Source organism: Novosphingobium sp. NBM11 (assembly GCF_015390225.1).
Taxonomy (GTDB): domain Bacteria; phylum Pseudomonadota; class Alphaproteobacteria; order Sphingomonadales; family Sphingomonadaceae; genus Novosphingobium.
Genome location: NZ_VUOG01000003.1, coordinates 1,024,234 through 1,049,578 on the forward strand (window position 1 = coordinate 1,024,234; position 25,345 = coordinate 1,049,578).

25 protein-coding genes and 5 pseudogenes are annotated in these 25,345 nt (G+C 63.6%); 9 read left to right on the forward strand and 21 right to left on the reverse strand.

Annotated features, from left to right (window positions below; all coding sequences use genetic code 11):
* Window positions 1-368: 368 nt before the first annotated feature.
* The 5 genes from F1640_RS24675 to F1640_RS24695 form a co-directional block, all read right to left on the reverse strand.
* Window positions 369-1,436 carry a hypothetical protein gene (locus F1640_RS24675; RefSeq protein ID WP_194922062.1) on the reverse strand — a complete coding sequence of 356 codons (1,068 nt, stop codon included), beginning with the start codon at window positions 1,434-1,436 and terminating at the stop codon, window positions 369-371.
* A 411-nt stretch (window positions 1,437-1,847) separates the two neighbouring features.
* Window positions 1,848-2,384, reverse strand: a complete 537-nt coding sequence (locus F1640_RS24680; protein WP_255530716.1) for a diacylglycerol kinase family protein — start codon at window positions 2,382-2,384, stop codon at window positions 1,848-1,850.
* A gap of 8 nt (window positions 2,385-2,392) precedes the next feature.
* Window positions 2,393-4,069 (reverse strand): hypothetical protein, encoded by a 1,677-nt coding sequence (locus F1640_RS24685; RefSeq protein ID WP_194922064.1) that lies wholly within the window; start codon window positions 4,067-4,069, stop codon window positions 2,393-2,395.
* Window positions 4,070-4,302: 233 nt separating this feature from the next.
* Window positions 4,303-4,662 carry a transcriptional regulator gene (locus tag F1640_RS24690; protein WP_194922066.1) on the reverse strand — a complete coding sequence of 120 codons (360 nt, stop codon included), beginning with the start codon at window positions 4,660-4,662 and terminating at the stop codon, window positions 4,303-4,305.
* Entirely contained in the window at window positions 4,649-5,248 is a 600-nt protein-coding gene (locus tag F1640_RS24695; RefSeq protein ID WP_194922068.1) for a hypothetical protein, read from the reverse strand. Before F1640_RS24695 ends, F1640_RS24690 begins: the two co-directional genes overlap by 14 nt.
* Before the next feature lie 179 nt (window positions 5,249-5,427).
* On the opposite strand from F1640_RS24695, the gene F1640_RS24700 reads away from it, so the two are divergent.
* The 3 genes from F1640_RS24700 to F1640_RS24710 all read left to right on the forward strand — a co-directional run bounded on the left by F1640_RS24700 (window position 5,428) and on the right by F1640_RS24710 (window position 7,134).
* Entirely contained in the window at window positions 5,428-6,123 is a 696-nt protein-coding gene (locus tag F1640_RS24700) for a phytanoyl-CoA dioxygenase family protein (RefSeq protein ID WP_309229359.1), read from the forward strand.
* A 13-nt stretch (window positions 6,124-6,136) separates the two neighbouring features.
* Window positions 6,137-6,382, forward strand: coding sequence for an SEC-C metal-binding domain-containing protein (locus tag F1640_RS24705; protein ID WP_206694953.1), 246 nt, complete (start codon window positions 6,137-6,139; stop codon window positions 6,380-6,382).
* 263 nt (window positions 6,383-6,645) lie between these two features.
* Window positions 6,646-7,134 (forward strand): hypothetical protein, encoded by a 489-nt coding sequence (locus F1640_RS24710; protein ID WP_194922070.1) that lies wholly within the window; start codon window positions 6,646-6,648, stop codon window positions 7,132-7,134.
* 683 nt (window positions 7,135-7,817) lie between these two features.
* Here F1640_RS24710 and F1640_RS25645 read toward each other — a convergent pair.
* The 3 genes and pseudogenes from F1640_RS25645 to F1640_RS24720 form a co-directional block, all read right to left on the reverse strand.
* Window positions 7,818-8,018, reverse strand: a pseudogene (locus tag F1640_RS25645) (transposase); the annotation flags it as partial.
* Between the two features lie 59 nt (window positions 8,019-8,077).
* Window positions 8,078-8,656, reverse strand: a pseudogene (locus tag F1640_RS25935) (transposase family protein); the annotation flags it as partial.
* A 56-nt stretch (window positions 8,657-8,712) separates the two neighbouring features.
* Window positions 8,713-10,833: a TonB-dependent receptor gene (locus F1640_RS24720; protein WP_194922074.1), complete on the reverse strand. Its 2,121-nt coding sequence runs from the start codon at window positions 10,831-10,833 to the stop codon at window positions 8,713-8,715.
* A 188-nt stretch (window positions 10,834-11,021) separates the two neighbouring features.
* On the opposite strand from F1640_RS24720, the gene F1640_RS24725 reads away from it, so the two are divergent.
* A complete protein-coding gene (locus tag F1640_RS24725; protein ID WP_194922075.1) occupies window positions 11,022-13,151 on the forward strand; it encodes a molybdopterin-dependent oxidoreductase in 2,130 nt (709 codons plus the stop codon).
* Between the two features lie 23 nt (window positions 13,152-13,174).
* Here F1640_RS24725 and F1640_RS24730 read toward each other — a convergent pair whose 3' ends face one another.
* Window positions 13,175-13,720, reverse strand: coding sequence for a TetR/AcrR family transcriptional regulator (locus F1640_RS24730; RefSeq protein ID WP_190287194.1), 546 nt, complete (start codon window positions 13,718-13,720; stop codon window positions 13,175-13,177).
* A 138-nt stretch (window positions 13,721-13,858) separates the two neighbouring features.
* Between F1640_RS24730 and F1640_RS24735 the strand changes: the two genes are divergently transcribed.
* Together F1640_RS24735 and F1640_RS24740 are read left to right on the forward strand one after the other, a co-directional pair.
* A complete protein-coding gene (locus F1640_RS24735) occupies window positions 13,859-15,601 on the forward strand; it encodes an amidohydrolase family protein (RefSeq protein ID WP_194922077.1) in 1,743 nt (580 codons plus the stop codon).
* A gap of 4 nt (window positions 15,602-15,605) precedes the next feature.
* On the forward strand, window positions 15,606-16,391 hold the full coding sequence (locus tag F1640_RS24740) for an SDR family NAD(P)-dependent oxidoreductase (protein ID WP_124808927.1): 786 nt from the start codon (window positions 15,606-15,608) through the stop codon (window positions 16,389-16,391).
* Here the strand turns inward: F1640_RS24740 and F1640_RS24745 are convergent.
* The 12 genes and pseudogenes from F1640_RS24745 to F1640_RS24785 form a co-directional block, all read right to left on the reverse strand.
* Window positions 16,388-17,008 carry a TetR family transcriptional regulator gene (locus F1640_RS24745; protein WP_124808926.1) on the reverse strand — a complete coding sequence of 207 codons (621 nt, stop codon included), beginning with the start codon at window positions 17,006-17,008 and terminating at the stop codon, window positions 16,388-16,390. The genes F1640_RS24740 and F1640_RS24745 overlap by 4 nt on opposite strands.
* A gap of 10 nt (window positions 17,009-17,018) precedes the next feature.
* Window positions 17,019-17,953 (reverse strand): annotated as a pseudogene (locus tag F1640_RS25655) (CaiB/BaiF CoA transferase family protein); the annotation flags it as partial.
* Entirely contained in the window at window positions 17,844-18,206 is a 363-nt protein-coding gene (locus F1640_RS26125; RefSeq protein ID WP_375336215.1) for a CoA transferase, read from the reverse strand. The gene F1640_RS26125 and the pseudogene F1640_RS25655, both read right to left, overlap by 110 nt.
* The gene (locus F1640_RS24930; RefSeq protein ID WP_255530719.1) at window positions 18,191-18,448 is read right to left on the reverse strand and encodes an enoyl-CoA hydratase/isomerase family protein; all 258 of its coding nucleotides are present in this window, start codon (window positions 18,446-18,448) and stop codon (window positions 18,191-18,193) included. The genes F1640_RS26125 and F1640_RS24930 overlap by 16 nt, the downstream gene beginning before the upstream one ends.
* A gap of 28 nt (window positions 18,449-18,476) precedes the next feature.
* Window positions 18,477-19,433, reverse strand: a pseudogene (locus F1640_RS24940) (enoyl-CoA hydratase-related protein); the annotation flags it as partial.
* 459 nt (window positions 19,434-19,892) lie between these two features.
* Complete coding sequence (locus F1640_RS24765; RefSeq protein ID WP_194922079.1) at window positions 19,893-20,549, reverse strand: hypothetical protein; 657 nt, start codon at window positions 20,547-20,549, stop codon at window positions 19,893-19,895.
* A gap of 147 nt (window positions 20,550-20,696) precedes the next feature.
* Window positions 20,697-20,963 (reverse strand): energy transducer TonB, encoded by a 267-nt coding sequence (locus F1640_RS24770; RefSeq protein ID WP_194922082.1) that lies wholly within the window; start codon window positions 20,961-20,963, stop codon window positions 20,697-20,699.
* Between the two features lie 52 nt (window positions 20,964-21,015).
* Entirely contained in the window at window positions 21,016-21,357 is a 342-nt protein-coding gene (locus F1640_RS24775) for a hypothetical protein (RefSeq protein ID WP_206694955.1), read from the reverse strand.
* Window positions 21,358-21,397: 40 nt separating this feature from the next.
* Window positions 21,398-22,174, reverse strand: a complete 777-nt coding sequence (locus tag F1640_RS25670) for a TonB-dependent receptor domain-containing protein (RefSeq protein ID WP_309229366.1) — start codon at window positions 22,172-22,174, stop codon at window positions 21,398-21,400.
* Window positions 22,087-22,875 (reverse strand): TonB-dependent receptor domain-containing protein, encoded by a 789-nt coding sequence (locus F1640_RS25675; RefSeq protein WP_255530720.1) that lies wholly within the window; start codon window positions 22,873-22,875, stop codon window positions 22,087-22,089. The genes F1640_RS25670 and F1640_RS25675 overlap by 88 nt, the downstream gene beginning before the upstream one ends.
* Window positions 22,876-23,022: 147 nt before the next feature.
* Window positions 23,023-23,535 (reverse strand): TonB-dependent receptor plug domain-containing protein, encoded by a 513-nt coding sequence (locus tag F1640_RS25680; RefSeq protein WP_255530721.1) that lies wholly within the window; start codon window positions 23,533-23,535, stop codon window positions 23,023-23,025.
* A gap of 137 nt (window positions 23,536-23,672) precedes the next feature.
* Complete coding sequence (locus F1640_RS24785) at window positions 23,673-24,077, reverse strand: hypothetical protein (RefSeq protein WP_124808922.1); 405 nt, start codon at window positions 24,075-24,077, stop codon at window positions 23,673-23,675.
* Between the two features lie 247 nt (window positions 24,078-24,324).
* On the opposite strand from F1640_RS24785, the gene F1640_RS25685 reads away from it, so the two are divergent.
* From F1640_RS25685 to F1640_RS24790, 3 genes and pseudogenes are all read left to right on the forward strand, one after another.
* On the forward strand, window positions 24,325-24,459 hold the full coding sequence (locus F1640_RS25685) for a hypothetical protein (protein WP_255530722.1): 135 nt from the start codon (window positions 24,325-24,327) through the stop codon (window positions 24,457-24,459).
* Window positions 24,460-24,482: 23 nt separating this feature from the next.
* Window positions 24,483-24,548, forward strand: a pseudogene (locus F1640_RS25690) (hypothetical protein); the annotation flags it as partial.
* Window positions 24,549-24,648: 100 nt separating this feature from the next.
* On the forward strand, window positions 24,649-25,345 hold a 697-nt coding region (locus tag F1640_RS24790), incomplete at its 3' end, for a DUF5690 family protein (protein WP_255530723.1).

Genomic DNA, 25,345 nt, shown 5'->3' on the forward strand with positions numbered 1-25,345 from the left:
CGCTGCAAGGCAAACTCCCTCCGTTGCAATTGTTGGCAGCGCTGCCCGTCTTGGGGCTCTTGCGGCTCAGTGAAGGTGCAGACCGCCGCCGCCTTTGCCTTAACGCGCGCCAGGTTGTTGTGCTGTTAAGTCCGCAAAGTTGGCGTGACCGGATAGGCCGATTATAACACAGGGAGGGCGATAGTCGCCGCGAAAGAAGACGTTGCAGGGCCTGGAGACCGACCACAAAACCGCTCCTTCGTTCATCTTCTACGGAGAGGCGGCGAACGGCGGCAGACAGTGCGGCCGTATGCATAGCCGATCGGCGGCAATGGCGGGGTTTCCGGAACGGCATCTGTTAGAAGCTAAAAGCGCACGCCCCTATCAACTCATTCCACGATCGAATACGTTGTCAATCGCCGACCGACGCTGACCCAGACATCTCTGCTATCGTTGGAAAATCCAATGGGCGAGATATACGGCGACGAACTCGGAAACCGTTGTAGCACTTTGCCCGTTGCCATGGCGACCAATGCGACAGTGTTGGGCAAAGAGAAATTGCGAGAATTCTGATCACGGTCGGGCATGGTGATCAAAGCATAGCGACCATCCGGGCTGATTACGGGCGGGCCGTAGCTGGAAAAATCTTTCGCTGTCCCCGTGATCGCCCAGATAATCTTTCCACTCTTCAGGTCGTATAACTCGGCGATCGGCCCTGTGTTGGGCGTCGGTATAGGGCAATTTGGATTATGCTCGCAAATCGATCCGCTTGCAGTTAAATTCCGCATTGTCAGGACCGTCCGACCATCTGGACTGAGTGTGAACCTCGTCGACCAAGGATTGACGCTAATCGGCAATTGACGGGGTGCCGATCCCTGCCGCCAGAATATCCACCGCCCCGGCGCGAGCGTTATCACGGCCTCAATGCGGCCTCTTTCGTCGACCCGTGACGACACATGATTGATGTTTGTTCGCGAAGCATCCGGAACGAGATCAGCAAGTGGAACGGGCTGAATAACTCGTCCCGAGAGCGCGTCGACCAGCGCGATCGTCGGTTGCGGATCGATATGCTCAGGCCGATAATATGCCCCCTTCGCTCCGAACAGAGCAATGGCCAAGCCACGATTCCCTACCCAATGTAACTCATCGAGAGGTCCAGCCTCGTTAACTAAAGATGGAAGCATCCGGATCTTACCATCGACGGAAGCCAGAAACGGCCGTAGCGGTCCCAACATCCAGCCGCCGCCTGGCTTCATAACGTCTTGGGTGACGCCAAGCACGGAACGACCATCGTGAAACCACTGGAACGGATTCTCGAAGTACTCGATGTTACCTAGTGCAATGTCGGCATCGAAATGTTGGAGCGGTGTTCCTGCCTCTAGGCCGCCCAGCGTCAGTCCTGTGCTCAAATCGAACTGGAAAAAATAGTTGCTGTCGGGAGACGGCTGGAAGGGCATTCCGTACCCAGCAAAATTGGATGGTAGCTCAAAGCACCGGACATTGGTGAGTTTTAAGGGGCCTTCACCGATGGGGGCAATTTGAACCGTGCTGCTATCACACCAAGGTGCTATGGGCGGTGAAGCGTTTGCAGCACTTGTTGCCAAGCATGCAGCGAGGAGAGCGGACATTATGCGGATCGAACAAAGCATCTACGCACCATATAGTCAGCCGGAAGGACAGGTTGCCCGATCTTTGTGAATGACCGCTTACGGAAGGACAAACGGCGCGAACACAAGTCAGTTTTTGAGAGGCGATGGCGATAGCCGCCGCCAGTAAGTCGGCGACACGCTCGGGGGATTGTCGCCAACAAAGCAGTCGTAGCCGGGCATCGAAGAGCCGCCTGAAACCTTCCGTTGGTTCAGGTTCGTTTATGCATCACCTGGATCACCACATATCCAATTGCGGGAGGGCAAGTTCCCGCTCGCAAGCGCTGGAATTACGTGCGGCAGAAAGATGGTCGCACCGATCAGCGCGGCGGCGATGGCCGAGATCAGCACCGCGCCCGCAGCCACGTCCTTCGCTGCCTTGATAGCGGGATGGTAGCCGCGCGTGACGGCGTTGCATGCCTGCTCGACGGCCGTGTTGAGCGCCTCCGCTGCGACCACCAGCGCAATCGCAAAAATGAACCATCGCCATTCGGAGAGGCTGAGGTGCAAGCTCAAACCGGCAATCACGGCGGATAGGGCGGCGGCGAGGTGGATGCGCATATTGGGCTCGTTGCGCACCAGGAACGCCAGGCCGGCGAAGGCATGGGAGAAACTCTGCAATCGGCCGGTGGCGCGCAAAGGCGGATCACTCACGACAGGCTGGTGCTCGGGGCGCCAGGCCAAAGGGTTCGTTCGCAACCGGACGAAGGGGCGCATGAAGAGACCTAACAGGGCAGCGAAGATCGTGCAGCAGATCATGGCGCGGGTCAGACCACGGGATCCAGCGACAGACTCGTTCGGCCCGCCAATTGCAGGCGTAGCAATGCCCGCCCTCCCGCATCCGCCTTGAGAAAGGGCTGGTCATCGATTCCCGTACGGTAATGCCGATCCGGTATCAGGCCTTCGAACTCGAGGAGCGGTCTCAAAGTCCCACGGCCTGGATGAAGCACGAGTTTCAGGCTGCGTCCCTCACACATGGCGCGCGCCACCAGGACATCGGGATAGGGAGCCGAAATGAGGCGTGGCCCATGTTCATGGCCCGGCCTTTCGACAAGCTCGCGAAACCCGTCGGGAGCGCCGCTCCGGGCCAGCGTTTCCAACGCGTGCGCCCAGAGCGAGGCCCGTTCGCGGTGAATTACGCCATCGACTTCGCGCGACGGGCATTCGATTTCGAGACGTCGCAGACATTCCCCCGCGATTGCCGTGTCCCCCATTTCCACTGCGGCCGCCGCGGTGGCGGCATAGCTCGACGCCCGGCTGAAGCCGTAGTTGCCGACGTCTACCGGCCAGAACAACCGCTGCCATGATCCGTGATCGAGACGCTGGCGGACGCGCCACCAGTGCTCCTGCGCGCGTTCGGGCGACAGGGCGTTCAGGAACAGGCAGGGGAAGGCCTGCATGACGATGCCGCCGGGTGCCGGGGGCGCGATGCCGGTAAGCGCGGAGCGGAAGGCAATGAAACTCCCATCGCGCCGCGTGGCCTCGCGGTCCAGGCTGGCGAGAAACGGTTCGGCGCGTTGCCGCCAGCGATCGGTGCCGAGACGTCCGTCGGCGGCCCTGATCCCGGCCATCGTGATGAGGTTGCATAGCGGATAGATCCAGTTGGGCTCACACGCCAGCAACCCATAAGGCGATGCGCGGTACTGCCGATCGAGCAACGCCATGATCTGGTCCAGCCCATAGGACAACTGCACCTTGCCACGATGATGCAATTCCAGCCTGCTGGCGCCGCCCACCGCCATCTGCAGCGCGGTGAAACCGGAATACATGATGTTCTGGTGCCGCACCGGATCGCCATCGAAGCGCAGATTGCCCCAGGTGTTTTCCAGCCTCCAATAGCCCCACATCCGTCGATCGCCGATCTTCGTCAGGAGATATTGCTGCGCTTCGGCAAAGTGGCACGACGCGGCAGGCGCGTAGCGGCGCTGCGCCAATGCCAGCGCGTAGGCCATGAAATTGACCTGATAGCGCACGGCCGCCGTCTGGAACTGGTCCCGCCATTCGAACCCATCGAACCGTCTCGCCGGCTGCAGCGCCCGATCGAGCAGGAGGCGCATCCGCCGCATCATGTCCGGTGAGAGTTCGTCAGGAATCGCGATCGGCTCGCGGGTGATCGCTGGACAGCGCGCGGTCGAAGGCTTCGCGCATCCGGCCTGTTTGCCCGGCATCAGCCAGGCAAGCAGACATGCCATCAAAACGGCGGGCCCGATAAGCCAGGGCAAGGCAGTGTCACCCGGCGTATCGGCAAGGCCGAACCTTGCTGGAGCGCTTGCAAGGAACGCCGCGCCTGCCCAGGCAAGCACGGGCGCAATGACATTGCCGGTTGCGAACCAAAGCAGCAAAGCCCCAAGAAAGGCGCCCAGGCTGACACCGCACAGGACGGCAGCCAGCATCACCTGATTGGCCGTCGCCCAGTGGAGGAAACCGGCACCCGGAAAAGTCATTCCGAGCAGCATCGGGCGGACAGCAGGACTGATTATGCTGCCCATGGCCAATGCACCGGTGACGGCCAGGAGAAAGGCGTAGACAAGAAGTGCGCTTGCCTGCCGCTGTCGATACCGCGCCTTCATCCTGTATTGATAATAACTTTGCAATGCAGAGTATTGGCGCAAAAAGGGGGCTGCGTCACGCTTGCTGGAATCGTCCGCCGGGATGGCACGGCGAGCAGGCGTGCCGGTCATGCCGTTTTCTCCCGCAGATCACCGGCGCGGACACCGCGCCTCGCACTTCGCAGCACCTGTTCGAGAACACCGAGATAGTCCGAGAAGCGCGTGCGCCCCTCGTCGGTCAACTGGCAGGTCGTGAGCGGCCGCCGGCCTTCGAAGCCCTTGGTGATGGATAGCATGCCGGCCTCCTCCAGAATCTGAACGTGGCGGCTGAGATTGCCGTCCGTCAGCGCACACAGTTCGCGCAGCTCGGTGAAGCTCAGGCCCTTGGGATGGTCGGCAAGCGAGGTCATGATGCTGAGCCGGGCCTTCTCATGAAGAACGCGGTCCAGCCCTTCGAAGGAGAAAGGCGCTTTGTCACCCTTGGCCATGGGAAGTTCCTTTGGAAGCATGATGCAAGATGGCGGCAACAAGCCACTGCCCCACACCGAACGGTACGCCCATGAGCCAGGCAGTAGGCGGACCATCTTGACCGCTCAGGGACAATGATCCCGCTGCCGCCACGAAATAGAATGCCGCCGCCCAACTCATCTGCCGTGGCAGGTTCGGCAGTACGGCGAAGATGCCCACGCCCATCAGCAATTGCCACATGCCCGGCAAGAGGCGGGCATGTTCGGGCGCGCGCAGCAGCACTACGATCCCCACGATCGCCCCGGCTACCGCCACCGGCATGAAGCGGTTGAGCGTGGTGCTCAGCATCCGGTCGGCCATCGACCTGTGCAGGGTACGAGCGCGAATGATGGCTTCCGTTCCGATCATGAAGGCGCAAATCGCGGCGAGGAGAACCCAGATGAACAAATTGCTCTCGTTCGTGGCGGCTTGCCACGCAGCAAGCGTAACTGCCAAAGCGCCGGTCAGTGCCACCACACCTGGCGCGAGCCCCTGAAAGCGGCTGCTGGCGGCAAGCTGTTCGCGCAAGCGGGCGATGTCATCCAAAGCAGAATCGAAATCGTTCATACGCAATTGCATAGCAGATTACTCTGTATTGTAAAGTTATCTGCGGTGCGGCGATTCTGCCAGGCCCCGCCGCAATATCGGACTTTCCGAGCATCCTGCGGTTCGTCGAAAGCATCCGCTCATTCATTCGCGAAATCGGAGCTTCTCCCATTGCAAAAGCAGCCTCGGCCAGCCTAGCCATGACCATGCTGATGGATACCGATCTCGATCGTCTCACCCTCAACGAACATGGTGCCGAGTTGTTCAGGGGCGCGGCTCTCCCCCATCTGAATGACTTGGAGGCCATCCTAGATTCTCTCCCGGTAGAGCAGGCAGGTGTGCGGATCAGTGGATTTTCGGCTCTGGAAACCTACGTTGCGCCACATGGGCCGATTGGGCTTGTGGCACGGCAAGCTTTAGGCGGCATGGGCAAGGCGGTCCGTGCTATCCTGTTCGACAAGACGGAGGGCACGAATTGGTCCCTCGCATGGCATCAAGATCGGACGATTTGCGTTCGGCACCAGGCGGATGTGGAGGGGTATGGCCCATGGTCGATCAAGGCTGGCCTGCATCACGTGGCACCGCCATTCGACCTCTTGGCGGAGATGGTCACGCTGCGCGTTCATCTCGACGACGTGCCTTCAACGAATGCACCATTGCTGATCGCTCCCGGTTCCCATAAATTCGGACGTGTACCGGCGAATCAAGTCGAGAGAGCGGCCCATCGCTGTGGCACGATCGCCTGCACCGCTTTGGCTGGCGATATCTGGGTCTATTCCACGCCGATCCTCCATGCCTCTGAGGCTGCCGCCAGGCCAAGGCGGCGGCGTGTGCTGCAGATCGATTTCAGCACTCAAGAGCTGCCGGAAGGCCTTGCCTGGCTAGGGGTTACATGACACTCGATCGGCGATGGCGATCATGCTATCCGCCACTGCCGACAATGACAGGAGGCCACGATGGCAAACAATCGCGACCCATTCGACCTGCCCTGCTTTCGAGCGCACTTCTAAGCGCCGCAAGGGCTATCCGTCCGAAACGCGCGTGAAGCGTGGCTTGCGGATTGTGCATGGTGACAAGGAGCTGATCGAGAAGCTCGGACGCAACGATCCTTGCCCGTGCGGCTCGGGCCTCAGATTTCAAGCGGTGCTGTCTTGAGACGGGCTGCTTTCGATGGCGCCGAACGCCATGATTATTGGCGAGACTGATCTAGCCGGGGCTGGTGAAAGCCAGCCCCACATCCAGCTCCGCCGCAATTGCTGACGTTCAGGCGCCTGAGCTCGTCCGCCGGAAACGGTCGTTTGTTTATCGATGTCGCTGGCCCGATGAGTGGCCTGGGTTGGTGGTTAGCGGACACTAGCGGCAGCGCCTTGCACGCTAGCTTTTTAAGCTCGCATCGATCACCATACGTTATGCACTATGTGACGGTCTTCGATGCGGCGGATTCACCCTTTCGGAATCTAACATTTGTGTTGCCGGGGCTGGCGTTGGTCCTCGTCGGTGGTGTTCTGGTTTTTCGTCCCAGTTGGTTAGATCGCCTTCGATTTCGCCCATCACCGGCAAAGCGCTGGTTTCGACCATTTGCGTGGTTTTATTTCCTATTCGCAATTTTCTGGACGGTTGCCGCAGGCTGGGCGGTTCTGAGTGATGCAATCGGCGCGAAAGCTGCATTGCGAAGTCGCAACTGTCAGACAGTTGAAGGGCCGGTACAGAATTTCCACCCGATGCCAGCAGCCGGGCACGACACCGAGCACTTCGATGTGCAAGGCATAGCATTCAGCTATTCTGACTACATCGTGACCGCCGGATTCAATACTACGTCTTCACATGGCGGCCCGATTCGCGAGGGGTTGCCAGTCCGCATTTGCCATAGGGACGGGGAAATTTTACGCCTTGAGGTCGCTCGCTAGGACGACCGATTTGCGGGTTAGCTCCATGTCCACAATTTGGCCGCGAGCCGCCCATTTGGGCATTGCGCCGCGATCGCCGCCATAGCCGCCGTTCAAGGCTGAAACTGAGGCCTTCAAAACTTGTCTTACGTTCATCGATTAATGGGTGCGCCTGATTGACTGATCTCGGCCGCGATTTACCGAAGACACAGTTGCTCGCATATTTTGCCCGCCGCTAATGTCGAAGCGTGCTAGCCCGTGCCACATGTCAACGAAGTCCACAGCACAGCACGTCAGCGAATTTCTCGACGAATGGCAGGCTACGACGGTGATGGTGCAGGAACGCGTCGGCCGTGGCGACAGTGCGTTCCTACAGGTGCCCGTTGATATTCAAGCAGGGAGAGTTTTTTGATTGCTCCGTCCCCACATGCGATCGGAGCGATGTTGATCGCGGTAACGGCGTTCTGGTTTTTTGCGAGCGGCCGTGTCCGGATAGAGATTGTCTCGCTCGTTCTGATCGCCGTGCTCGCGATTAGCCCGGCCTATTCATGAGACTGAGGTTCCGGGCTTGTTGGGTGGCGATGCGTTTTCGGTGATGTGATCCGGACGAGCGCCTCTGGCGGTGTTTTTCACCGCGGTGGGATCGATGGGCTTTTCGGGGTTAATGGAGGGGGGCTTGCGGTTCGGCGGCACGGCCGCGCGGGCTATGTAGGAGCAGGCCGAAGGTTGGTGGCGACGGCCTTGAACGTGGCGGCATCGGGGCATGCTGACGCGAAGGCGATGCGGATGCGCGTTGCGGATTCAATGACGCGGGCGGCGACCTTGAGCAACCGGAGGCGGATCGTTGCGAACTCGGCGACGGCAAGCGCGGCAGATTTTGGGATTTCTTGCTGGATCCGCCACAGTCGCGACAGATGATTTCGACTTGCGGGTTCTGGCGCAGCCAGGCGATGACCGTGTCGCGCTGACGATCGGGAAGCAGGTCGATCACCTCGCGTCGTTCGAGATCGACCACGATGCTCCCGTAGCTGTGGCCGCGGCGCCAAGCGAAGTCGTCGATGCCAACCACCCGCGCAGGTGGCGGCGGCACGGAGGCAGGATCGCTGCGTCTCAGAACTCGAAGCATCGTGTCGCGCGACCAAGGCGCCGACAGACGCGCCATCATGCGCGAGCCCGGCCTACCACCCAGCGCGACCGCCACCGCGCGCACTAGCGCGTCGCAACGACCCACCCTGCGGCCATATCGCCGGCCAACCGGCGGCGCCAGCGGCTCGCTGAACGTGCGCCTTGGACAAAGGGTATGCGTGCACCGAAACCGTCGAACCGACAGTCTCAGCCTGACGATGCTGCCGCTGACCGGCAAATCCGAAAGCATGCGGTCATATCGACTGTGGAGAGACGTCGATGGCATCGCGCAATCCGGGCAATCCGCTCCCACGGCCGCCAATCGGCCCGACATCTCGACGATTCCGTCGATCACAGTCCGGCTTTCCACGATTAATCCCGGTAACTGCAGGCTACTGTCCCATGCTTTCGAGGCCATCGACGTGTGCTCCTTGCTGACCCCCAATCCAGTTGGCCGCACACAGCGCAGAAATGTCAAATCTGCACGGAATTTGAGTCAGACCCGAAATAGTACCCGGCGTTGTGCGATGCATCGACCGACAGCTTCAGTTCGCCATCACCGATCGGATATTTGACGTCCGCGCCCAGCGAGACGACGAACTTCGGCGCCCCCGCCAGCCGGTTGCCCTTGATGAACAGCACCCCGGCCCCGCCCGCCGACTCCACGTCGCGATCATAGCTGGTGTCGAGGACCAGGCCGTTCGAGCGCAGGGTGAACATCGGCGAGACCCGCCACAGCAGATCATATTGCGCGCCGGTGATCTTGGCCCCGGTTCCGTTGACCAGGATGTTCGATCCGCTCGCGGAGTCCGTATAGGCAATGTGGATATTGCCATAGTTGTAGTGGAACGCGCCGATGTTGAGGCGCGCATCGGGCGACAAGCGGATCTTTGCCCCGCCTTCGAACGAGGTGATCGTCTCGGGCTTCACACCGGGGCTGAGCAGATTGGTGTTCGAGAGGGTCGCGCCCTTGAACCCGGTGGAGACGCCCGCATAGAGCAGAATGCTGCCGGTGTCGTACTGGATGCGGCCGGTATAGGTGAACTTCGATCCTTTCAGCTCCTGTCGGCCCTGGTTGGGGATACCGAAGACGTTTCTGGGATCGGCAAGCGACAGAAAATCGGTGTTGGTATATTTTTCGTCCGTGTAGCGCCCGCCCGCCGTTATGCTCAGCTTGTCGGTTATCGGCACGGTGATCTGGCCGTAGCCGGCAATGGACCTGTTCTGCCAGCGATTGTCGGCGGTCAGCGCCGATAGCGGCGGCAGGTCGCCGGTGAGCAACACATCGCCGGCAGCGTCGAGGTAGAGCATGCCGGCGATCCACTGAACGGGCGAATTCACCGAAGCGACCTGCAGTTCCTGTTGCCAGGTGCGCGACGGAAAATCCCCGGTGAAGCCGACGGAGCCGCCTTGAAAGCCCGCCGGATAGCTCTTCGGGTCCGCGAACAGAATCTCGGTCGCCGATAACGACTTCGCCGTCTGGTATGCCGTCAACGAGCTTATTTCGACCGACCCGAGATCGAGCGTGGCTTTCGCCGAATAGGTTTCGGCATTGAGCTGAACGAAGGAGCCCGCCGGCCCCGGCCGCAATATGCCGCGGGTCGATCCGTTGGCCTCGTTTTCGTAAGTCGCGCCATGTTCACCGCTGAAGCGCAAATTCGCCGCCGCGGCGAACGCGTCGGCGGGCGAAACGCCGAAGCTCTGCAGAAAGCCGGCATAGTAAAGCTGCGATCCGTTGAGGCCCGTACCCAGCACGTTGAGGTCGAGCCCGACCGCCTGATAGCCCTGACCCGACCGATCGTCGGATTCGAAATGTTGCGCGCGGAGCACGAGGTTGAACTGCTCCGATGGCTTGAAGACAAGAACCGCGCCAATCGACTTGGAATCGCGATCGTAAAAGTCGGCGTTGCTCGTCCCGGCGCCCGAAGCGTTGAGATTCTTGATGTACCCGTCGCGCTTGCGGATCGACCCGTTGACGGAGAAGGCGAACATCTCGCCAAGCCCGCCCGAAACGATCCCCGACGCCTCGCGATTGTTGTAATTGCCGTACCCCGCGCGGAAGCGGCCCGAAATGGGGTCGCCCGGCCGTGGCGTCTTGGTCGTCACGACGATCGCGCCGCCGGTCGCATTGCGGCCATAGAGCGCACCCTGCGGCCCTTCGAGCACCTGGACCTGCTCGACATTGTCGAGGTCGAAAGCGGCGCTTGTCAGGGTCGCGATATAGACCCCGTCGACATAGGTTGCGACGCTGGCCGCCTGCCCCGCTCCGGTGACGGTGGAGCCGACGCCGCGGATGAACGGCGTGACGTTGCTCGCCTGATTCTGGACCGTCAGCGACGGCGTCAGCTTGGGCAGGTCCTGCAGGGTGGAAACGTTGCGCGCCTCGAGCACTTCGGGCTCGACCGCGGTCACCACGACCGGAACCTTCTGGAGACTTTCGGACCGGCGTTGCGCGGTTACGACGATATCGGCCAGTCCTCCGCTGCCGGCGGTCACACCGTCTTCCGCGGCCGACGCGCCGGCTTCCTCCGCCCAAGCCGGCGAAAGGTTCATCGTGGCGATGGCGACACTGGCCATCAGAACAGCCTTACGCATCTTCGTCTCCCTCCAGATCGTGAAGCTTTTCGCTTCATCTTTCCGCTTGCCAGTCCGAGCCGCTGTAGCTCATACCCCGACACGACAAAAATAGATATTCGTCGTATTTTATTCTGTCAACATGCATCTTAAATGCTCATTTAAACGGGCGATTTCGCAGGTTTCCGGCGAATTGGAGGGAGAGGGAATTGGCAAGCAACGCCCCGATTCGGACCCAGACGACAAGCTTCTGCCGGCTCTGCGAGGCCTTCTGCGGGACGGTGGTGACGGTCGAGGACGGCCGCCCGGTCAAGCTGACACCCGATCGCGACAATCCGCACACGCAGGGGCATATCTGCGTAAAAGGCGCAGCGATCATCGACATAGCCAACGATCCCGACCGCGTGCTGCGGCCGCTGAAACGTGTCGGCGGCCCCGGCGAATTTGCCGAGATTTCGTGGGATCAGGCGCTCGACGATATTGCGACGCGGCTGAAGGCGATCATCGCCACGCACGGGCCTCAGGCGGTCGCGACCTATTTCGGCAATCCCGGCGCCTTTTCGACCGACACGTTCATGTCGAGCCAATGGTTCCTTGCAAGGATCGGCAGCAGCAAGTTCTACGCGGCAGGGTCACAGGACAGCACTTCGCGCCACCTCGCGAGCTGGATTCTCTATGGCGTCGCCTTTCGCAACGCGATCCCGGACCTGCCGAATTGCGATTTCCTGATCATAACGGGCGCCAACCCGCTGGTATCGCACGGCGGCCTGCTCACCGCGCCGCGGATGCGCCACGATCTGGACGCCATTGCCGAGCGCGGCCGGGTGATCGTGATCGATCCGCGCCGGACCGAAACCGCGAAGCGGTACGAGCATATCGCGATCCAGCCCGATGCCGACGCATGGCTTCACGCAGCGATGCTCAAGGTCATGATCGGCGCAGGCGCGGTCGACGACGCCTTCCTTGCCGCGCGTTGCACCGGCTGGGACGATCTGCGCACGGCCGTCACCCAGGTCGATCTCGACGAGGCCGCGACCGCCACCGGCATCCGGCGCGACACCATCGAACGCCTTGCGCTCGATTTTGCAGCCGCGCCGCGCGCCGCGATGTACGGCCGGGTCGGCCTGTGCCGCGGCCGTTTCTCGACGATCGCCAACCTGCTGCTCGATGCGATCAACATCGCGGGCGGCAAGTTCGGCAAGCCGGGCGGGTCAACCTTCGGCGCCTTTCCGCTTGCCGAGGGCGCCGAACCGCTTTCGGGCTATGGCGAGCACCGCACGCGGATCGGCAACCTGCCGGTCGTTGCGGGGCTGATGCCCGCCGCCGCGCTGCCCGACGACATATTGCAACCGGGCGAGGGCCAGGTTCGCGCCATGATGGTCATCGCCGGCAACCCGGTGCTGTCCGCGCCGGGGGGCGAACGGCTCGAACGGGCACTCGAATCGCTCGATCTCCTGTTCTCGGTCGATCTCTATGTGACCGAGACGAACCGTTTCGCGCACTATATCCTGCCCGCGGCCACCTTCCTCGAAAAGGACGACATCCCGCTGATCGGGCTGTCGCACATGGTGCGGCCCTATCTCCAGTACGCCCGCGCGGCCGTGCCGCCGATGGGCGAGGCGCGCGAGGAACTGGCGATTTTCAGCGATCTCGCCGCGCGCATGGGGCTCGGTTCGATCGCGCCGACCCCGGGCCTGCGCTGGCTGGAGCGGCAGGGCATGGCGATCACCCCGCTGACGCTGGTTGAGCTTGCGCTCCGGCATGGCCCACTCGGCAAACGGCGCGGGAACGAAGCGCTCGGTTTCGCAAAGCTTGCGGATATGCCGCACGGAACGATGCTCGACCTGCCCCTCACCTATGGCGGCTGGGCCGACCATGTCGCTACCGACGATCGCAAGATCCGTCTCTGGCATCCGATCGTCGCCGACGAATTCGCGCGCTTCGCCGCTCAGCAGGCCGCGACAACCGACGGCGGAGAGCTGAAGCTTTTCAGCCAGCGCAAGCTCAAGTCGATGAACAGCTGGATGCACAATCCCGAAAAGCTGGCGCGTTCGCAGGGGCCGGCGCTGCTCGTCCACCCTGCCGACGCCGCCCGATACGGCCTCAGCGATGGTGGCCGAGCCAGTGTGGCGAACGCACATGGCGCCGTCGAAGTCGCGGTTGAAGTGACCGAAGACGTGATCGAGGGCGCGGTCTGCTATCCGCATGGATGGGGCACAATGGCGGCTGGCGCCATGCCAACACCCTGCCCGGCGCGAACATCAGCCTGTTGCTCGGGCTCGGGCCGGAGGCGGTCGAGCGCGTTTCGGGAACGACGTTTATCGACGGCATTCCGGTGACGGTCACGCCGATCGCGGCCTGATCAGCGCGCCATCACCGCCGGCGCCAGAAAGTCGCGGACCAGCGCGTCCATGCTGGCGCGATCGTCGAGATCCTCGGCGGGGCGCTGAAGCAGCGCGCGATAGACGAAGCTCAGCCACCATTCGATCCGCTGGACCGAAATATCGGTGCGTCCCCGTCCCGTCGCCGCGATCCGTTCGATCACCGGCGCCCAATAGTCGTGCATCATCCGCTCGATGACCTGCGAGTGCTCGGCAAGCTCGTTGACATAGCCCATAGAGCCTTCCTCGAAGAGGCCTTCGAAGATCGGCATGGCGCGTGCCGCATCGACGAGCGCCAGCACCGCAGCCGACAGCAGCGCCTCCCCTTCCAGATCGTCCGGAATGTTGTTCTTCGCGCGCTCGTTCACCAGCGCACCTTCGCGCAGCAGCACCGCCGTCGCGAGTTGCTGCTTGTTCGGGAAGTAATTGTAGATCGTCTGGCGCGTGATCCCCGAACCCTTGGCCACGGCTTCCATCCGCAACCGCTTGTACCCGACCTTCGCGATCACCTGATTCGCGGCGTCCAATATGCGGGCCTGCGTCCGGCGCGCGACGTCAGTTTCAAGTTCCGTATCCATCATCCAACCCGCAGAAACTCTCAAAATTTGACGAAATTTATTTTTTGTCGCATTCATCCCGCATAACGACATACCGGGAGAATTGTCATGTACGGATTCGACCTCGTCATCAAGAACGGGACGATCATCGACGGCACGCGCTTTCCGCGCTTCAGGTCCGACATCGGAATCAAGGACGGGAAAATCGCGCGGATCGGGTACATTGCGAATCCCGGCAGCGCGCGCGTCGTCGACGCCAACGGGCTGATCGTCGCCCCCGGCCATATCGACACCCACACCCATTATGACGCGCAGATCTTCTGGGACCCGGCCTGCTCGAACGCCGGGGAGAACGGCATCACCACCGTCGTTACCGGCAATTGCGGCTTCGGCTTCGCCCCCGTCCACACGAAGGATCGCGAACGCGCGATGCTCATGATGGAAACCACCGAGCAGGTTCCCGCGATCCAGATGCAAACCGCCCTCCCCTGGTCATGGGAAACCTTCCCGGAACTCGTCGAGGCGATGCGGCGGACACCCAAGGCGGTGAACCTCACCATGTTCCTGCCGCTCAACGCGGTGATGTTCTATGTGATGGGCGAGGACGCGAAGCACCGCCGCCCGACCGCGCCCGAAATCGAAGCGATCAAGGAACTGGTTCACGAGGCGATGGATGCCGGCGCGTGCGGCCTGTCGCTAAGCTTCATGGGGCACGAGAACAACCATGTCGACATCGACGGATCAGCGATGCCGACCGACATCATGCATCCGGACGATGCCGTCGCCATGGCGAGCGCGCTGCGGGACCGGCAGGAAGGGATCATCCAGCTCATCGCGCAGATCGGCCCGGTCGGCGACCGAAGCATCAGCGAAAAGCTGGCGCGCGAGACTGGCCGGCCGATCCTGCACAACGTGTTCTCGGTCAGCGAATATACTCCAGACCTCCACCGCCAGAGCATGGCGTGGCTGGACGCGATGAACGAAGAGGAAGGCGTCGAGATGTACGCCGCCACCGTCATCTGCCGCGCCTGGAACGAGACCGAACTCTTCAACTCACCCGGCTGCTCGCTCGACGCACTCGACGTCTATCGCGAGCTGACCTTCTGCAAGGATCCCGCCGATAAGCGCGCGAAACTGCTCGATCCCGAATTCCGCCGCCGCTTCAACGAAAGCTATGACCCGGTCATGTTCGAGGCGACCGCGGGCGGGCTGGCCGACTATACCGTGATCGGAATGGGCGATGGCTCGAACGACGCGAAGGGCTATCTCGGCAAGACATTGGGCGAGATAGCCGCCGCCGAAGGCAAGACCGAAGTCGATGCCTTTATCGACACCGCGCTGGAAAGCGATCTCCGGATAGAACTCAAGACGCCCGGCATCGCGATCGACCCCGCGAAAGTCGCCGATCTGTTGTCGAACAGCCGCGTTCTCGCTGGCGCGTCGGACGGCGGGGCGCATACCAAGAACTTCAGCGGAGGCCAGTGGACCACCGACCTGATCCTGTGGCTCGTGCGCGACAATGATTTCCTCTCGCTCGAGGACATGCACTACCGCCTTTCCTATCAGCCCGCACGCGCGATGGGCATCAAGGATCGCGGCGCGCTGCTGGAAGGCATGGCCGCGGACATTCTCGTCTATGATCTTGCCGAGCTCTATTTCGACCAGGACCGGTTCGACGTCGTTCATGACCAACCCGGCGGCGACTGGCGGCGCAAGGCGCGCGCCGGCGGGTATCGCCAGATCTTCGTGAACGGCGTGCAGACGTTCGAGCGCGACCAACTGCTCGGTACAACCCCCGGCGTCTATCTTGGCGACGGCACCGCTCGGCCGCAGATCGCCCGCGCCGCCTGATCGCATGCTGCGGGACAGGGTCATTCTCGTCGTCGGCGGATCGACGGGCATCGGACGCGCGACCGCCATCGCCTGCGGGCAGGCCGGCGCGATCGTCGTCGTCGGCGCCCGCGACCAGGCAAAGGCGGAAGAAGTTGCCGCCGAAGCGACCCGCGCCGGGGCGTCCCGGACGCTGGCGCTGCCGGTCGATGTGCGCAGCTCCGACGAAGTCGATGCCTTCGTTTCCAAGGCCACTCACACCTTCGGCCGCATCGACGGCGCGGTGAACAACGCTGGCACCGAAGGACGCATGGCGCCGATGCATGAGCTCACCGATGCCGACTATGCCGAGATCATGGACGTCAACGCGCGCGGCGTCTTCTTCGCGATGCGCGCCGAGATCGCCGCCATGGGCACGGCCGGCGGCGCGATCGTGAATGTCGGGTCGGTCGGCTCGTTCACCGGACTCGTCGGACAGTCGGTCTATGCCGCATCCAAGCATGCCGTCTGGGCGCTCACCCGTTCAGCGGCGGTCGAAAACGCCGGACGCGGGATCCGCATCAACATGATCGCCCCTGCTGGCACCGAAACCCCGATGCTTCACCGCGTGCTACAGGGCAATACTGAGGCGATGCGCGGCGCGGCAAGGATGCATCCGATCGGCCGGTTCGGCACGCCCGAAGAGAGCGCCGCGGCAATCGTCTGGCTGCTCTCCGACGCCTCTTCCTTCGTCTGCGGCCAGTCGATCGGGGTGGACGGCGGCTATTCGGCCACGCTCGGCTTCAACCCGCAGGCCGCGCTCACCGGTTAACGCGCGAGCAGCCCGCCAACGATCAGTTCGCTTACCGTTGCAGCGTAGCGTGCGACAAGGTCATGATCGAGCGAACCATCGCCCAGGATCGTGTGCCGCGACTGCACCGACGAAAAGAGATGCGCGCAGGCGCCGTCGATTGCGAAGCTCACTAGGTTGGCGTCGACCGCGCGAAACGCGCCGCACGCGATTCCTTCGGCGATGATCGCCCGCCGTGCCTCGATCACCGGCCGCACAAAGGTCGCGCCGACTTTCGCCGAGGCCTCGGGCGATGCTTCGCGCAGCAGTTTCTGGAGCAGGCGATTGAGATAAGGCCGTTCGAAGTAAGCCTCGATCAATCCCTTGATATGGATTTCCATCTTTGCCGCCGGGGAAATATCAGCGGCGAGCAGGCGTTCGAGATGCGCCGAGGCGCGCCGTGCATCGCCCTCGATGATCGCGATCATCAGCCCTTCGCGGTTGCCGAAATAATAGCTGACGAGCGCGACGTTGGTGCCGGCGCGCTCCGAAATGTCGGCGATCGACACTTCGAGCAGCCCGCGCTCGATCATCAGGCCGCGCGCCGCATCGACGATACGCTGCGCCGTTGCCGGCTGGTCGGTCACGTCCTCGGCCATGCTGCCCCTGTCATTCCTTCTTCAGCCCCGCGCGGATCCGGTCGGACTGTTCACCCAGCCGCGGGGCATGACGCTTGGCCGATTCGAGCGGCTTTGCAAAGCGGACGGGATGCTCCATCGCGAAATAGCCCCCTTCGCTCGGATGCTCCTGACGCGAGAAAAAGCCTGTCGCCGCCAGATGGGGATCGTCCATGATATCGGCGATATCGCGCACCGGCTGCGCCGGAATTTGCGCCGCATGGCATTTCGCGACCAGCTCGGCCGTGGAGAAAGCCGGGGTCAACCGGGCCATCTCGCGGTAAAGCAGCGGCAGATTGACCGTCCGCGCCTTGCGGGTCGCGAACCGCTCGTCCTTCAGAAACTCGGAATTTCCGAGCACCGCGAATACGCGCGGCCACGCTTCGTCGGTATAGGGCACGATGCTGACAAAGCCGTCGCGCGTCGGGAAGGGTTGCCGGTCGGGATCGATCTGGCGGAAATAGCCCACGGGCGCGTTCGGGGGATCGAAGGTCAGCCCGGCCATATGTTCGAGCAGCATGAAATGGCTGAACGCTTCGAACATCGCGATCTCCACCTTCTGCCCCTCACCCGTCCGGAGTTTGTGGACCACAGCCGCGAGCACCGCATAGGCGGCATGGAGGCCGCGACCTTGTCGGCAATCAGCGACGGCAGATAGCGCGCCCGCGGATCGCCATCGACGCGCGGCAGCAAGGTTGCCGTCCCGGTCGCGGCCTGGATCACGTCGTCATAGGCCTGCAGGTCGGCATAGGGGCCGTCCTGTCCGAACCCGACGCAATGCGCATAGATGATGTTGGGATTGATCCCCCGCACCGCGTCATAATCGAGCCCCAGCCGCTCGACCGCCTTGCCGCGCACGTTGAGCACGAACACGTCGGCCTCTTCGAGCAGCGCCTTCATGCAGGCCAGATCGTCGGGCGCCTTGAGATCGAGCGCAACCGACTGCTTGCCGCGGTTGATGGCCATGAAGCCGGGGCTCATGCCCGGCGTCGCCGCGGCCTTGCCCCGACCAGCGGAATGCATCCCCCGCGCCCGGCGCCTCGACCTTGATTACCTCGGCGCCAAGTTCGGCAAGGATATGCGTGCAATAGGGGCCGAAGACGACGCTGGTCAGATCGACCACCCTGATCCCTTCCAGCATGGGCTTGCCGTCCATTGCCATCATCACGATCCGCTCCATTCGGGCTTGCGCTTGGCGGCAAAGGCGCTGACGCCCTCGCGGAAATCGCGCGTGCGCATCAGGCGCCCGAAGATGCGGTTGTTGGCCGCCAGCGCCTCTTCGAGCGATTCCAGATTTTCGAGTGCGTTGAGCGCCTCCTTCGAGGCGCGGATTGCCGAAGGCGAATTTTCGAGCAGCCGTTCGGCAAGCGCCCGCGCGGCGTCCCGTCGCATCGCCTTCGACGGCATCGTTGATGACGCCAAGCTCCCGCGCCTCGGCAGCGCCGAAATGCCGCCCCGTGAGAATGAGTTCCATCGCTGCCTTGCGCCCGATCTGGCGCGTCAGCCGCTGGACGCCGCCCGCCGCCGCATAGAGGCCGACCTTCACTTCCGGCAGCGCGAAGCGCGCGCTTGCCGTTGCAACGAAAGGTCGCACGCGAGGACGATCTCAAGCCCTCCGCCCATTGCCACCCCATTGACCGCCCGCGATCACCGGCTTGGTCCGGTCGAAGCGCGAGCAGAGTCCGGCGAAACCCGACGGCGGGATCGACATGTCCCCGCCCTTCGCCGTGACTTTCAAGTCATTGCCGCTGCAAAAGGCCCGGTCGCCCGCCCCCGTGACGATCGCCACCCACAGGTCAGGATCGCGCTCGAAATCATCCCAGATTTCGTGCAGCTCGAAATGTGCCGCGCTGAAAAGCGCATTCATGGCCTCCGGCCGGTTGAGCGTGACCTCCAGGACATGCCCACGGCGCTCGACCAGCACATGCGCGAACCGCCGTGCCGGCAGGCCCGCTGCCCGGCCCGATGCCGATGGGGGCTCACCAAGCCTGCTTGCGGGTTCGACGAAGTTCACCCCCTTCTCATGCACGATGTGAACGGACCGGCCGATCGCATCCTGTTCGGCAAGGCTCGCCAGTGTCGCGCGATGCCCCGTGCGAACCCGCGCCAGCACCCGCCCCGTTTCGTTCGAGGCGATGACATAGCCGCGCGAAGGCTGCCCCTTCTTCCAGGTCACCGTATAGCTGTCGATCACCGCATCGGTCGTTTCGGCAAGCAACGTCGGCGCGGGCGCATTGTCGATGGCGCGCTGCCCGCCATCGTCGCGCCGCGGTTGCCAGCCTTCGACCGGCTCGGTCGAATAGACGCCGGCCGCTTCCTTCGAGAGGAAGCCGCCATTGGCGAGAACCAGACCGAATTGCCCGGGCGACGCGCGCAGCTGCTCGGCCATCGTCGCGATGGCGTGCATCGAATAATTGTTCCCCGCTCCGCCGAAGAACGGCAGCCCGCCGGTGACGGTGCAGGGGGTGTGCCGCCAATCCACCCCAGCACCTCCGCCGCGAGCAGCACCGCGCAGGGGAAGCAGCTGTAGAGATCGAGCTGTTCGATGCCGCGCGCCGTCTTGCCGCCATCGCGAGCGCGCCCCGCAGCGCCGCCTCGATGGCGCGCGAACGCGACAGATCGGGCCGCTCCAGGACCGGCCGGTCCTTCACCGCGGCATAGCCATGCAGATAGACCCATTTGGGCCGGATCGATTCCGGCCTCCTGCGCAGCGCCAACCGAGGTGAGAATAACCGCAGCTCCCTGGTTCACCGCATCCTGCGCGACGTGCCATTTGAGATTAGGCTCGGCGATCGGATAATTGCCGTCCCCCGGCCGTTGGCGAGGAAATCGCGCGAACGGCTCTGCGGGAATTGCGAATAGGGATTCATTGCCGCGACGTCCGAAAAGCCTTCCCACAGCTCGGACATGAGCGCGACATAGCCGGGCCGATCCAATCCCAGCCGGGCGCGCAGCGCCTGCTCGAACGCCGGATAGGTCTGCGTCGGCATGCCCAGCCCGTTGACGCGCTCGTAGTTCGGTCAGGAGCGACGGTCCCAGTCCACGGTCCTCCCACGGACCATCGACGCTGTACGACCAGTCGAGCGTCAGCCGCGCCTTCAGCGCCTGCTTCATCGTCGCAATCGCCTCGGACCCGGCGGAGCAGGATCGCTTTGGCATCGCCCGCGAAGATCGCTTCCGCCGCTTCGTTCACCAACGCCTGTGGCTGGTCGCCGCCCACGACCGAATAGATGCAGCGCGCGCCACCTATCCCGAGTCCGGCCGCCAGCGTGACCGGCGGATTGGCGCAGCGGCCGAACGGATGGCGCACGCCCTCGATCGAGTCATGATTGGCGCGTACCACGACCACGCCATCGATCATCTGGCGCAGCGCTTCGCCCGCGCCGCTGTCGGCAAGCGCGCGCTCGGCCGCGGCGAGTTGAAGCCCCAGCGGACTCGGCGCGTCGTCGATGTCCTGACCGTCCCAATGGCGAACGATCTGGCCGACGCCGACCAATATGGGGGTTTGCGGATCGATGGCCATGGAGCGCCTCTCCTCGGTGCATTTTAAATGCTTGTTTAATCAAGCGCCTAAATGCTCATTTAATCCGAGTCAATTAGATCGACGGAGCAGATCGTGATTTTCGACGCCAGCCATCTGGCGAGGCTATGCGGCGCGCGCGGCACCAGCCTAATGGAACGCGACAGGCACCTCGAATGCCAATTGCGCCGCTGCCAGGCCGGCGGGCGGTGCGGGCATCGGACTCGCCTGCCGCACCATCCGCAAGGCGATCCGGTCGAGATTGGGATCGCCGCTGGACCCGGCAATGTCGCTCGCCACCAGGGTGCCGCCGCGATCGATCCGGAAGGCGATTAGGACCGTGCCCCGCAACGCGGAACCGCGTGGTCTGCCCGCCCGGATGTGGAGCGATAGCAGAGTGCGGTAAGCGGCCAGCATATCGGCTCGGCGATGGGCGGCGGAGGCGGTTCGGGCGGGGCCACAACCGCATTCACGGCGTGCGGCACAGGCAAGGGCGCCAAGGCGCCGCCTTCGGGCGACGCCGGCGGAGCGGAAACCGGCACGACCGGTGCGCGTGCGCCAGGAATGGCAACGATCTGCCGCTCCGGCGACCGTCGGGGTGCGTCTGCCGGCTTGTGCAACGGCCGCACCGGGCGGGAGGCGGCGGTGCGGAAAGCGTCATCAGCGTCAGCCGCAAGGGTTGCGCCGTCTTGCCTGTTTCGCGGGCTCCGTACGCGACCACCAGCGCCGCCACCACCAGCGCGTGAAGCAGCGTGGTGGCGACCAGCGCCACCACGCGCGGGGCCAGTGGGCCGAAGCCCACCGGTGACAACAGCCAAGGCCTGTCTCCCCCGCCACGCATGGTCAGAAGCTTACGCCAACGCCGACATTGACCGAGCGCCCGCGCCCCGGAACCGGGCGCAACGTACCGGTGGCCTTGTAATCCCCCAGCGAAACCCCGCCAGCGGCAGGCTGTAAGCCTTGTCGAACAGGTTCTCGCCCTCGACGCTCAGCCGCACCGATCCCAGCGTGTAGGCCACGCGCAGGTTGACCAGCGCATAGGCGGCCGTGCGTGGTTCGTTGCGCGTGGCATCGACGCGGTTCTTGGCGGCGACCCATTCAAGATCGACGCCGGCTTCCAAAGCGCCCTGCCGGTGTTCCAGCCCCACTTTGATGTCGAGCGGCATCTGGTGGTAGAGCGGCCCGCCATCGCTTAGATTCTGGCCATGCACGTAGGCCAGCGAGGCGGTCAGCGTGGTGGCGTCGCGGTCCGCGCCCTTGCGCAGCGTGGCATGGCCGGACACGTCCACGCCGAAGAACTCCGCCCGCTGGTTGGCGAACTGCAACTGCACCCATGGGGAGGCCGTCATCATGCTGCCCGTCAGCTTTTTGACGAACACCGCATCGATGTAGTCGTCGACGTGGGTGTAGTACGGCGCAATCCGCAGCGACCAGCCCTGCGCCGCTCCCTGGAACTCGATCGCCGCGCTTACCGTGTCCGCGCGTTCCGGCCGGAGGTCGAGATCGCCGAAATAACCGTTGCCGTCGCCGTACCAGCCGATCATCCGGCTGGACATCGCGCCCCGGCCCCAGGTGTAGCGCTCGTAGATGTTGGGCGAGCGCGCCTTGTGGGCATAGCCCAGTTCGATCGCACACCACTGGCGGGTGCGTAGCTCAGCAGCGCGGAAGCGCTCCAGTTGTCGTTCTTGCGCGCATGGGACACCGCATTGAACGCCATGGCCGCCATCGCATCGTCCATGTTCATCATGCTGGTGGAATAGGGCTGAACATTGCCCGTGTTCATGGTGACGTGATCGAGACGAACGCCCACGACGCTGGAAAGACGATCGCTCCAGTGCCGCTCCCACTCGGCGAATGCCCCCAGCCGGTTGCGATGCGCGGCATTGACGTTGAGATAGGTGTTCGGCCCCATCATCATGCTGCCGGCGACCGGCGGCCAGTAATCGTTGAGCCACTGGTGATGATACTCGCCGCCAAGGCGCAGCGTTTCATGGCGGGAGACGGGGAATTCCAGCCTCAGCGCGGTGCTGAAGGTGTGCACTTCGGTGTTCATCGGCATGTTGGCCGGCATCTTGTCCTTGAGGAAGTTCATCTCGTGGTCGGTATCCCGGTAGTCCGCGGTGAACTTCGCCGAGCCCCAGTCGAACTCGCCCTCGTATCCGAAGTTGAGGAACCATGACGTGTTGGAGACCATGTCCATCGCCTGGTTGGCGAAGCCCTCGTAAGGCGAGAAGTGGTAGCCGCCCTTGAGACGGAAACAGGCCGATGTCGCTCCGATAGGCCAGCGCGAGCGCCTGATCCGTCTTGGCGAATTCGGTAGAGCGGACAAGGCCCAGATCGCCCCCGCCCTTGTAACGGTCCGACTGGGTGTAGGAGCCGGTGTAGGTGGCGCTCAGCCGCTCGCCCGCAACGGTCAGTTGCGCCGCGCCGCCGAAGCCATCGCCGTTCGAGCGATAAAAGGCCGACATCGTGCCGGTCAGCAGCGTTCCGCCGCCGGTGGCGAAGCGCGGCGCGGCGCTTTCCACGGCGATGATCCCGCCGATGTTGTCCCCACCCATGCTGACCGGCGCGACGCCGGGCACGACCCTGATCGCGTGGATCGACTGGGATCGGTGTAGGACAGCGGAGAATTCATGTCGTTGGGGCAGGCGAAATCGATCGGACTGCCATCCACCGTGATCCGCAGGCGCTGTTCGTTCAGCCCGCGGATGACCGGCATCGACGAAAAGCCGCCACCGCTGTTGGCGCTGACGCCGGGAATCCAGCGTAGCAGCGCGGCCGTGTCGCTGGTGGAAAGCTGGAGACGGCGAATGTCCGCCTCGGACAAGGTCCGGCCGGTAACTGGTGCTGAGGCGACGGCATCGGCCGGGGTGCCCGCCTCGACATCGACCTGGGGAAGCTGGCTGGCCTCCTGCGCGTGGACGGCAAGGGGCAGGAGCGCCGACGTGGCGCCAAGAAAGGCCCGCAGCGGGCGAACGCAAAACGACATGATATTCCTTTCAGGGGGCGGCCCGATTGCGGCCGGCATCCCGCAAAGCGCGCGGTCACACGCTCCGAAGAGCGGCGCGCAAAATTTTCGCTGACGGCGGCAGACGCCGGCAGCCTATGAGACGAACGCGGAGGAAATCAGGCGCGCGCGGGCGGACCGCGCAAGGGTGGCCGAATGCGATCCGCGCGCCTGCGTGCCGGCTGTCGGACCGGCGCGAAGCCCAGCGCCAGGATGAAGGCCAGCGCCAGTGCCAGAAGCACCGGCCCCGGCGCGGCCATCGACGCCATGGACAGCGACGAAAACGGGCATTCGCCCTTGTGCTGCTGCGAGGACGGACCGGGCCCGTCGCGCTTCAGCGGCACGACCACGTCCTTCGCGGCATGGCTGCCCGTGCCGTCTTCGCACACCAGTATGGTGAGCACGGTTGCGCTTTGCCCAAGCATGTACCCCGCCGGCACCAGTGCCTTCAGGCACAGCGCTGCCGCGACCAGCGCAATGGCGAAGGCGCGGTGCCGCATCAGGAAGGAACGCACGAGGGTCATCGCCGGCGCGCATAACCTTGCGACGCCCCCCTGTCATTAATGCATATCAAAAACCCACTTCCAGCGCTCGCCGACACCCGTGGACCTCCAGCATCGGAACGAAACCGCACGGCCATCGCTGACGGCGAGGTGTCACCTTACTGCCTCACATCTGGTCCATACCAGATGCATGATCCCCGCGAATCCATCCCCCTCCCATCAAACGACCGGTCAGAGTTCATCCGGCCACGGTTCCACGGATTGGCCCATGCTGCTGTTGGGCGGACTGGCCGCGTTCAGCGCCTATTTCGCAATGTACGCCTTCCGCAAGCCGATCGCGGCGGCGACGTTCGGCGATGTCGGGCTGCATCCGCTGGGCTGGACTACAAGTCGGCGCTGCTGATCGCGCAAGTTCTGGGTTACGCCGTGTCCAAGCTGATCGGTATCAAGGTGATCGCCGAATTCGGCCGCACCGGCCGCGCCCGCGCCATCGCCGCGCTGGTCGGCGCGTCGTGGCTGGCGCTGGTGGGCTTCGCGGTGCTGCCCCGGTCTGGGGCCTGCCTGCCTGTTCCTCAACGGGTTGCCGCTGGGCATGATCTGGGGGCTGGTGTTCAGCTATGTCGAAGGGCGCCGCGTGTCCGAACTGCTGGGCGCGATGCTCTGCGCCAGCTTCATCCTGTCCTCGGGCATGGTCAAGTCGGTTGCGACGCTGCTGATGCAGCAAGGCGTGACCGAACGCTGGATGCCAGCGGCGACGGGCGTGCTGTTCGTGCCCGTGCTGCTGGTGGCGCTGTTTATGCTGGAGCGGCTGCCGCCCCCTTCGCCCGAGGACGAGGCCGAGCGCACCGCCCGCGTGCCGATGAGCAAGGCCGACCGCGCGGCGTTCATGCGCGATCACGGCGTGACCATGGCGCTGCTGGTCAGCGGCTATATCCTGCTTACCGCGTTCCGTGACTTCCGGGACAATTTCGCCGCGGAACTGTGGAATGCGCTCGGCTATTCGGGATCGGCGGCGATCTTCTCGCAAAGCGAAATGCCGGTGGCGGTGATCGCGCTCGCCGGGCTGGGCGCGCTGATGCTGGTGCGCGACAACCTGCGCGCGCTGATCGCCATGCACGGCCTGATCCTGCTGGGTGCGGCGGCGCTGGGGCTGGGCACGCTGGCGTTCCAGGTGGGGCTGATCGGGCCGCTGGCCTGGATGATCGTGACCGGGGCCGGCGTCTATCTGGCCTATACCCCGTTCAACGCCATGCTGTTCGACCGGATGATCGCCGCGCTGGGCCGCGCCG